The sequence below is a fragment of the Erythrobacter sp. genome (assembly GCF_023653175.1).
Lineage (GTDB): Bacteria > Pseudomonadota > Alphaproteobacteria > Sphingomonadales > Sphingomonadaceae > Erythrobacter.
This window is the reverse complement of sequence record NZ_JAMNXL010000149.1, coordinates 1-8,824: the sequence shown is the minus strand read 5'-3', so window position 1 is coordinate 8,824 and position 8,824 is coordinate 1. Positions and strand designations below refer to the sequence as shown.

14 protein-coding genes are annotated in these 8,824 nt (G+C 69.7%); 8 read left to right on the top strand and 6 right to left on the bottom strand.

What is annotated here, in order from left to right; genetic code table 11:
• Positions 1-490: ankyrin repeat domain-containing protein (locus NBV68_RS14750; RefSeq protein WP_296311010.1), on the bottom strand; the 490-nt coding region annotated here is incomplete at its 3' end.
• A 156-nt stretch (positions 491-646) separates the two neighbouring features.
• Between NBV68_RS14750 and NBV68_RS14745 the strand changes: the two genes are divergently transcribed.
• The 8 genes from NBV68_RS14745 to NBV68_RS14710 all read left to right on the top strand — a co-directional run bounded on the left by NBV68_RS14745 (position 647) and on the right by NBV68_RS14710 (position 5,413).
• On the top strand, positions 647-1,255 hold the full coding sequence (locus NBV68_RS14745; RefSeq protein WP_296311007.1) for an SCO family protein: 609 nt from the start codon (positions 647-649) through the stop codon (positions 1,253-1,255).
• On the top strand, positions 1,243-1,722 hold the full coding sequence (locus NBV68_RS14740) for a YcgN family cysteine cluster protein (RefSeq protein ID WP_296311005.1): 480 nt from the start codon (positions 1,243-1,245) through the stop codon (positions 1,720-1,722). The genes NBV68_RS14745 and NBV68_RS14740 overlap by 13 nt, the downstream gene beginning before the upstream one ends.
• Positions 1,719-2,453, top strand: coding sequence for a SprT family zinc-dependent metalloprotease (locus NBV68_RS14735; RefSeq protein ID WP_296311003.1), 735 nt, complete (start codon positions 1,719-1,721; stop codon positions 2,451-2,453). Before NBV68_RS14740 ends, NBV68_RS14735 begins: the two co-directional genes overlap by 4 nt.
• A 75-nt stretch (positions 2,454-2,528) precedes the next feature.
• Positions 2,529-2,987, top strand: coding sequence for a hypothetical protein (locus NBV68_RS14730; protein ID WP_296311000.1), 459 nt, complete (start codon positions 2,529-2,531; stop codon positions 2,985-2,987).
• Positions 2,984-3,967, top strand: coding sequence for a bifunctional diaminohydroxyphosphoribosylaminopyrimidine deaminase/5-amino-6-(5-phosphoribosylamino)uracil reductase RibD (gene ribD, locus NBV68_RS14725; RefSeq protein WP_366068397.1), 984 nt, complete (start codon positions 2,984-2,986; stop codon positions 3,965-3,967). Before NBV68_RS14730 ends, ribD begins: the two co-directional genes overlap by 4 nt.
• Before the next feature lie 22 nt (positions 3,968-3,989).
• The gene (locus NBV68_RS14720) at positions 3,990-4,613 is read left to right on the top strand and encodes a riboflavin synthase (RefSeq protein ID WP_296310997.1); all 624 of its coding nucleotides are present in this window, start codon (positions 3,990-3,992) and stop codon (positions 4,611-4,613) included.
• A 1-nt stretch (position 4,614) separates the two neighbouring features.
• Positions 4,615-5,097 (top strand): VOC family protein, encoded by a 483-nt coding sequence (locus NBV68_RS14715; protein WP_296310995.1) that lies wholly within the window; start codon positions 4,615-4,617, stop codon positions 5,095-5,097.
• Positions 5,078-5,413, top strand: coding sequence for a hypothetical protein (locus tag NBV68_RS14710; protein ID WP_296311014.1), 336 nt, complete (start codon positions 5,078-5,080; stop codon positions 5,411-5,413). The genes NBV68_RS14715 and NBV68_RS14710 overlap by 20 nt, the downstream gene beginning before the upstream one ends.
• Before the next feature lie 24 nt (positions 5,414-5,437).
• Here the strand turns inward: NBV68_RS14710 and NBV68_RS14705 are convergent, their stop codons facing one another.
• The 5 genes from NBV68_RS14705 to NBV68_RS14685 all read right to left on the bottom strand — a co-directional run bounded on the left by NBV68_RS14705 (position 5,438) and on the right by NBV68_RS14685 (position 8,773).
• On the bottom strand, positions 5,438-5,938 hold the full coding sequence (locus NBV68_RS14705) for an MGMT family protein (protein WP_296310993.1): 501 nt from the start codon (positions 5,936-5,938) through the stop codon (positions 5,438-5,440).
• Between the two features lie 77 nt (positions 5,939-6,015).
• Positions 6,016-6,459 carry a BLUF domain-containing protein gene (locus NBV68_RS14700; protein WP_296310991.1) on the bottom strand — a complete coding sequence of 148 codons (444 nt, stop codon included), beginning with the start codon at positions 6,457-6,459 and terminating at the stop codon, positions 6,016-6,018.
• Positions 6,460-6,510: 51 nt separating this feature from the next.
• A complete protein-coding gene (locus NBV68_RS14695) occupies positions 6,511-7,014 on the bottom strand; it encodes a YetF domain-containing protein (protein WP_296310989.1) in 504 nt (167 codons plus the stop codon).
• Positions 7,015-7,062: 48 nt separating this feature from the next.
• Positions 7,063-7,623 (bottom strand): GNAT family N-acetyltransferase, encoded by a 561-nt coding sequence (locus tag NBV68_RS14690; protein ID WP_296310987.1) that lies wholly within the window; start codon positions 7,621-7,623, stop codon positions 7,063-7,065.
• A 7-nt stretch (positions 7,624-7,630) separates the two neighbouring features.
• Entirely contained in the window at positions 7,631-8,773 is a 1,143-nt protein-coding gene (locus tag NBV68_RS14685; RefSeq protein WP_296311012.1) for an aromatic amino acid transaminase, read from the bottom strand.
• Positions 8,774-8,824 lie beyond the last annotated feature (51 nt).

The following is an 8,824-nucleotide window of genomic DNA, read 5'->3' as shown; positions in this document are numbered from 1 at the left end:
TGTTGCCGGCCTGCAGCTCCATGTAGTCGCGCGCCGAGCGGCCCGAGTTGTCGTTGCGGTCCGGATCCGCGCCCTTTTCGAGCAAGAGCCGCACCAGCGCGAGGTTGCGCGCGTGAACCGCGGTGATCAGCGGGGTCTCGCCGGTCTGGTCGGCGATATCGAGGCTCGCTCCGCCCTTGATCAGCGCCGCGACGCCCTCGGTGAAGCCCAAGGCCGTCGCCATCTGCAGCGGGGTCGCACCCTTCTTGTTGCGGATGTTGGGATCGCCCCCGCGCTGGAGCAGGAAGCGCACCCACAACAGGTCCGAGCGCGCAACCGCGATATGCAGGCCCGTGTCGCCGCTGGTGATGTCGCGGGTGTTGACGATCTGGGTGCCGGGCTTGGAGAGCATCTCGGTCGCCTTGTCGCCCTCGGCCTCCTTGACAGCTTCGAGGAAGAGATAGCCCTCGGACTGGAACTGCGCGGCCGCAGGCGCGGCCAGGGCAAGCATGATTGCACTCGCAATCGCGCGGGGACGCCCTAACTTGCGCAAAACACCATGAGCCATGGTTTGATCCTTTCGCATTACCTGCCACACCTTTGCCGTGTGGGACGGCGCGGGCGGACCGAGCCGCAGCGCCTTTCTCGAAAAGCCAGTTAGCAGAGCATGAACCGCATCAACAAGTCTTCCGCCTTCGCTTGCCTTACAATCGCGCTGGCGCTGGTGCTGTCCGGCTGCGGGGGCGCGGGCGCGCCCGCCGCTGAGCCGCCGCTGGCGGGCGCGGCGATCGGCGGAGACTTCGCGCTCAAGAACAGCAAGGGCGAGACGGTGCGCTGGGGCGATTTTGCCGGCAAGTACCGGATCGTCTATTTCGGTTACACCTTCTGCCCCGACATCTGCCCGACCGACATGCAGCGCGTCGCGCAAGGCCTGAAGGCACTGAAGGCGAGCGATCCGGCCAAGGCGGGCAAGGTGGTGCCGATCTTCATAACCATCGACCCCGAGCGTGACACGCAGGCCGTAGTGGGCGAATTCGCCGCCGCCTTCTCGCCCGATATCGTCGGCCTTACCGGCACGCCGGAGCAGATCGCAGCCACCGCCAAGACCTTCAAGGTGTTCTACCAAAATGGCGAGGCGCAGCCCGGCGGCGGCTATCTCGTCGACCATTCCAACGTCGTCTACCTGTTCGGCCCCGACGGCGCGCCGATCGCGACGCTGCCCACCGACCGGGGCGGCGATGCGGTCGCGGCGGAATTGGCGCGATGGGTGAATTGAGAGAGCGCTTCTGGGAGCTGCCGCTGGGCGAGCTCACCCGCGCCGAGTGGGAGGCGCTGTGCGACGGCTGCGGGCGCTGCTGCCTGCACAAGCTCGAGGACGAGGACACCGGCGAGGTGGTCGACACCAACATCGCCTGCCGCCTGCTCGATACCAAGACGGCGCAATGCTCCGACTATCGCAACCGCAAGGCCTTCGTCCCAGATTGCCTCAGGCTGACCCTGCGAATCGTCGAGCAGGTGCGCTGGCTGCCCGCGACTTGCGCCTACCGGCTGCGCGCCGATGGCCGCCCGCTGCCGGGGTGGCACTACCTCATTTCGGGCGACCGCGATGCGGTGCGGCGCGCCGGAGTCTCGATCGTCGGCCGGGTGGTCAGCGAGGTCGATGCCGGGCCGATAGAGCACCACATCACCGAATGGCCCGCGGCCAAACGCGATTGGAGCCGCGATCGGGAGGTGGACGCATGATCGACTGGCTGCGCACCGCCTCGGCACGCCATGCGCTCGATCCGGCAATCGACCTCGGCGGGCGTCAGGTGCCGATCGTTTTGAAGCGCCTGAAGACCGCGCGGCGGCTGACCCTGCGGCTCGCGCCCGATGGCTCGGAGGTGCGCATCACCCTGCCCGCCTGGGCCGAGGGACGCGAGGCGATTGCCTTCGCCCATGCCCGCGCCGGCTGGCTCAGCGAGCAGCTGGCCCGCCTGCCCAAGCGCGCCACGCCCGAGCCCGGGGGCGAGGTGCTCTACCGTGGCCGCGCGCTGCGGCTGGCGTGGGACGCGCGCGCGGCGCGGCGCCCGGTGCTGGAGGGCGAGAGCTTGCGCATCGGCGGGCCGCAGACAGGTCTAGAAACGCGGCTGCGGCGCTGGCTCGAGGCCGAGGCCCTGCGCCTCGCCGAGGCCGACATGCAGGATTATTGCGCGGCCGCCGGCCTCGATCCGGTGCCCATCGGCCTCACGCGGGCGCAGCGGCGCTGGGGCTCGTGCTCGGACAAGAGCCGCATTCGCATCAACTGGCGGCTGGTGCAGGCCCCCGACTGGGTGCGCAGATCGGTCGTCGCCCACGAGGTCGCGCATCTGGTGCACTTCGACCACTCCCCTGCCTTCCATGCGCTGCTCGCGCGCATCTTCGAAGGCGAGATCGCAGCCGCCGACCGCTGGCTGAAAGAGCACGGACGCGGACTCTACGCGAGCTTCGGGTAAGAGCAGGCGGACGGCCTGCGACGAGCCCGCCTCAGCCCCCTTCCCCCTCGCCCGCGCGCGCCCTATATTGCCCTGATGCGCATGCTCCCCTCCCGCTTCAATCCTGCCGGCGGCCTCGCCGATTTCTGGAACGAGATCCGGCGGCCCCACCCCTATCGCTGGCCGATCCTGCTGGTCTCGATCCTGCCGGCTGCCCTCATGGTCTGGTGGGGCGTCAACAGCACCCAATATGGCGAGCCAGAGCGGCCGCAGATCGAGTACATCACCACGCTCGACCCGGCCCGTTCCGAGGCTGAGATCGCGGCCGAAAACCGCGCCAATCAGGAGATCAAGGACCTGCGCGCGGCTGAGGAAGCGCGCATCGCCGAGGAAAAGCGCCGGATCTACAAGGAAATCGGGCGGGCGTCCGGGATGGATGTCGAGGCGATCGAGCGCAAGGCCGCAGCCGAGCGTGCGGCCGACAAGGCCGCGGCCGAAAAGCGCCGCGCCGAGGCCGAAGCCGCCGCGAAGGCCAAAACGGACGCCGGGCAATAGCCGCAGCCCTTCCGCCTTCCGATCACGACTGGATGGCCGCCGCCGCGCGGCTTGCGGCGCGCGCGCGTCCGCTCAGTCGCCCCAATCCCGGCGTCGCGGCGCTGGTGGTCGCCGAGACCCGCGTGATCGCGCGCGGCTGGACGCAGGCAGGCGGGCGCCCTCATGCCGAGGCTGCGGCGCTGGCGGGGCTCGCGCCTGACGTTCTCGCCCGCGCGACGCTCTACGTGACCCTCGAGCCCTGCGCCCATGTCTCGGAGCGCGGGCCGGCCTGCACCGACCTGATCATCGCCGCGCGCCCGGCCCGTGTCGTCATCGGCCAGCGCGACCACGACCCGCGCACCGCCGGACAAGGCATGGCGCGGCTGGAGGCGGCGGGGATCGCCGTCACCCTGCTGGACGATCCCGCCGCCGCCGCTAGCCTGACAGGCTTTCTCACCCGCATGACCCAAGGCCGCCCGCGGGTGACGCTGAAACTCGCGACCTCATTGGACGGCTGCATCGCGCTCGCCGACGGCACCAGCCAGTGGATCACCGGCGAGGCCGCGCGCGCCCATGTCCATGCCCACCGCGCGCGCCATGACGCGATCCTTGTGGGCGGAGGGACATCGCGCAGCGACCAGCCCCGGCTCGATGTGCGGCTGCCCGGCCTCGAAGCGCGCTCGCCGCAACGCGTGGTCCTGACCCGCGGACCCGCGCCCGAGGGCACCACTGCCCTCCCCGCGCCCGAGGCCATCGCCAGCCTTGAAGGCGTGCAATATCTTTATGTCGAAGGCGGGGCCGCAACCGCAGCCGCCTTCCTCGCCGCCGACCTCGTCGACGAACTCCACCTCTACACCGCGCCCATTCTGATCGGTGACGGCCTGAGGGCGCTCGGCCCGCTGGGCCTCGCGGATCTGGCCGCAGCCCATGGCCGCTGGCAATTTCGCGAGCGCCGCCAGCTTGGCAGCGACAGCTTCGCCGCCTATCTGCGCACCCGATAGCTCTCGCAAGGAACCGCTCGCCATGTTCACCGGCATCGTCACCGCCATCGGCACCATCGCCGCCGCCGAGCAGCGCGGCGATCTGCGCCTGCGCATCACCGCCCCGCTCGATCCGGCGCGGATCGACATCGGCGCTTCGATCGCGTGTTCGGGCGTGTGCCTGACCGTCGTCGAACGCGGCGGCAGCGCGGGCGACGCGTGGTTCGATGTCGACGTTTCGGGCGAGACCGTCAGCCGCACCGTGCCGGGCATGTGGAACGCGGGCGCCGCGCTCAACATCGAGCCGTCGCTGCGGCTCGGCGACGAACTCGGCGGGCACATCGTCACCGGCCATGTCGATTCGGTCGGCGAGGTGGTGAAGGTGGCGCGTGAGGGCGACAGCTGGCAGGTCGCGATCCGCGCCCGCGCAGAAATGGCGCCGTTCATCGCCGAAAAGGGCTCGATCACCGTCAACGGCGTCTCGCTGACCGTCAACGACGTGCGCGACCGGCCCGACGGCGCTTGCGACTTCCTGCTCAACATCATCCCCCACACCGCGGCGGTGACGACGCTGGGACAGCTGGCCGAGGGCGACGCGGTCAACCTCGAGATCGACGTGCTGGCGCGCTATCTCAAGCGCATGCAGAGCCTCGCGGCGGCGCGGTGAGATGATGCGCGCGGGGGTGATCTCGGCGGGTGCGTTGCTGGTCGCCGCCTGCCAGCCCGCACCCGCCAAGGCGCCAGCGCGCGAAGGAACCCCCGTCGTGACCGATCCTGCCGCAATCAATCCGGTCGTCCATTTCGAAATCCCCGTCACCGACATGGACCGCGCGGTCCGCTTCTACGAGGCGGTCTTCGGAGTTAAACTCGACCGGCGCGAGACCGACGGCTACGACATGGCCTTCTTCCCCCGCGCCGACGGCCGCCCGGGCGCGAGCGGCGCACTGGCAAAGGGTGACGTCTACAAGCCCACCCGCGACGGCGCGATCCTCTACTTCGACGTGCCCGATATCGACGCCGTGATCGCCCGCGCGCAGACGCAAGGCGGCGCGGTGCTTTACCCGAAGAAAGACATCGGCGAAGCGGGCTTCGTCGCCGAGATCGCCGACAGCGAAGGCAACCGCATCGCGCTTGCCCAAGCGGCGGAGTGAGACGGTGGGGCGGTTTGCGACCAGATGCCTCGCCGCCTTCGTCATGCTCCTGGCGCTGACCGCGACCTGGCGGCCGCCGACCCGTGAAGAGATCGCGCAGGCGGCTGACGGCTTCCTCAAGCAATGCCGCGCCGAGCACCTGCTCACCATCACCGTGGAGAGCCCCGAGGTGATCCGGATCAAGCCCCTGAAGAAGCCCGACACGCGCACCGAAGCCGATCTGGCGGCGCTGCGATGCCTTGGGCGGAAGCATTCGGCTGCGATCGACTTCCGCCCGCTCGCGCAGGCGATGCTGACGATGCAGGCGACACCCTGAGCGCGGCTTGCAGGCCTTGCGGCTTCAGGCCCGCTCCTCCAGCGAATCGGCCGGCGCACGCTCGGCGAAATCGAACACCGCCGGTTGCCGCCTGAGCGGCGAGACGCGCACGCACTCGGCCTCGAGCAGCGCCTGCTGGGCCTCGGTGCCGCCGGGGAACTTGGGGTTGAGGAACCCGCCCTTCCTGAGCACCCGCCACCACGGGGTCAGCGCCTCCTCGGGCACGCCCATGATGCGGCGCTCCTCGGCGGCGCGGGCGGCCATGTTGAGGAAAATCGCGGTCGAGACCGGACAGGCGACCGCGACGCCATGCCGCCGGGCAAGCGCGGCGCGCACCACGTCGAGCGTCGCCACCTCGCCCGGACGCAGGCGGCGCACCAGCGCATCGACCTCGGCGGGGGAGGACACCACCATCGCCCCGCCCGCCGCCTCGCGATAGCCCGGCGTGCCCGGCGGGATCATGGGGACGATATGCGACTCACGTCCGCTGGCGAGGTGGTCGAGGGCGGATTTGCGCTTGGCCATGGGGGCTCTCCCGTTTGCGATTCGGGCATGGATTATCGCGACCAAGCGGCGGAGAGAATAAGCGCGGTCTGTTCCCGCTAGGGCCCCGGGCGCGCCGCGCTGAGCCGGGCGAAAGGCGCGCGCAGCTCGTCCGGGCTTGCTGCTTCAAGTGCGCCCGCCGCGACATCCCGCGCCGACCAGAACAGCGACGGCGACTGGTCGTCCAGCATTGCCCAGTTCGGGAACATGCGCTCGCCCATGGGTTCCGAGAGCAGCAGTTCGACATTGGCGTGGCGATCATCCTCGCAGATGCGCGCATAGAGCGCGTCGATCGCCTCGGCCGGCCCCTCGATCAGCTGGAGGTAGAGATCCTGCCGACAGACCAGTGCCCCGGTGATCCCCAGCCGCGGATTGTTGCGCCGCGCCGCCGAGAGGATCCCGGCCAGTATGGACCGGTCAAAGCCGAAGGGCATCGAACGATAGATCAGGCGATTTTCGATAAGGGGCTCCCGGCGTGGCGCGTTGAAGGGACGATACGCCAAAGCGGTTGCGGGCGATAGCGGCGTGTTGGCGCTGGGCGATGCGGCCGCGCCTTAGCGCCGCACGCCCGCCAATACGCTGAGCGCCTCGCCCGCCCCCTTGATGACGCTGAGGGTGCCGTCGGTTTCCAGCACCACGGCGGCGACGTCCTCGATCCGGCCCACCCCGTTGCTGCGGATCACGGAGGTAATCTCGTCCTCGGTGACGCGCTCCTGCCGCATCGCGCCGCGCCGGAACTGCCCGTCCTCGAACAGCAATCGCGGCTGGCTGCGCACGAGGTTGCGGAAGGCGGGCGAGGCGATCGAAAGACGCGCGACGATCCACTGCAACAGCGCCAGCATCGCGAAGGCGAGCGCGCCTTCGAGCAGCGCGACATCCTTGCTCAGCAGCACCGTCGCCAGCGTCGAGCCGATCGCGACGGTCACCACCAGATCGAAGGCATTGAGCTTGGCGAGCGAGCGCTTGCCCGCGAGGCGCAGCACGCCGACAAGCACAACATAGGCCAGCACTGCGACCAGCGCGACACGGACGAGACCCGGAAGACCATCGAACAGCATGCGGGGCTTACCCGGTCGGTCCGGGCAATGTTCCCGTCCCGCGCCCCGTCAGGCGGTGAGCGGCCCGCTCGCAAAGTCCTCGCGGGTGATGGCGTAGGTGAGGTGCGGGATGATCTCCCCGCCCGCCATGATGCGCTCCTCGCGGCGGTCGGTGAGCCTTGCGCCGATCCGTTCCAGCGCGCGGCGTGAGCGGATGTTGGTTTCGCCCACCAGGAAGCGCACCTCGGCAACGCTGGCGAGGGCGTGGGCCAGCATCAGCCGCTTCATATCGTGGTTCCAGCGCCCGCCCCAGTGCGAACGCGCAAGGAAGGTCCAGCCGATCTCGACCGAGCCGACGCCCCCCTCCCTTGGCGCTTCCTCGAGCCCCTGATAGCGCGAGGAGCCGATCACCGCGCCCGTCGCGCGGTCGATCACGACAAGCGCGCCCCTGTTCGCGAGCGCATCGTCGAAGAAGGCGCGGAACACCGGCTCCTGCCAGCGGTCATGCGCCGGATGCTGCTCCCAGATCAGCGGGTCCGAGGCGACCGCGAACAGCGCGTCCCAATCGTTCTCGCGCAGCGGACGCAGGCGCACATTCTCGCCCTCCAGCACGGGCTGGCGGTCGAGCATTCCGCGCTTACTCCGCCACCGCCGCCAGCGCGGCGATGAACTTGGGCAGGTTCGAAGGCGTCAACCCCGCGATGTTGATGCGGCCCGAGGCGGCCATGTAGATGCCGTGCTCCTCACGCAGGGTCGCGACCTCCTCCTTGGTGATCGGCAGCATTGAGAACAGGCCATTCTGATGGCCCAGCGGCGTAAGGTCGACCCGCCCCGCGCTCCCCGCCTTGGCGAGCGCATCGCGCACCTGCCGCATCCGCGCGCGCATGGTGTCGAGCTCGGCGAGCCACTGCGCGGTCATCTGCGCATCGCGCAGGATGATCCGCACCGCCGCTCCGCCGTGATCGGGCGGCATCGACCAGCCCGCGCGCGCCAGCGCATTGGCGTTGGAAAAGGCGGTGTCGAGCGCGCCCGCATCCTGCGCCATCACATAGAACGCGCCGACGCGGTCGCGATACTGGCCGAAGTTCTTGTCGCAGGAATAGGCGATGAAGGCTTCCGGCACCTTGGCCAGCACGGCGCGCATGCCGCCCGCGTCCTCCTCCATGCCGTGCCCCAAGCCCTGATAGGCGGCATCGATGATCGGGAAGGTGCCGCTGGCGGCGAAAGCGTCGGCGATCGCGGCCCACTGTTCGGCGGTGTAGTCGATGCCGGTGGGGTTGTGACAGCAGGCGTGGAGCAGCACTGCCTCGTCCGCTGCCGCACCGTTGATCGCGGCGAGCACCGCGTCGAGGTTGGCCGTGCCGTCAGCGTTGGCGTGGTCGAAAGGCGCCAGCTCCATGCCGAGATCGGCAAGGATCTGCGCGTGGTTCGGCCAGCTCGGCACGCCCATGTGGACGCGCTTCACACCCGCCTTTTGCGCAAGGCCGAGCGCGAGGCGCACCGCACCCGTGCCGCCGGGGGTCTGCATCCCCTGGATACGCCCGCCCATCGTCGGATCGCCCGCGCCAAAGATATAGGGCATCAGCGCGGTGACGAAGCCCATGTCGCCCTCCGGGCCGAGGTAGGACTTGCTCTCCTGCGTATCGAGCAGCACCTGTTCGGCCGCCTTGATCGCGGCGAACACCGGGGTCGCACCGTCCTCCGTCCGGTAGACGCCGACGCCGAGGTCGATCTTGTCGCTACGCGGATCGGCGGCGTGGAGGCGGATCAGGGCGAGCAGGGCGTCGGGCGCCTGGGGCTGAGTCGGTCAAGCATGCGCGGGCGCATGGCC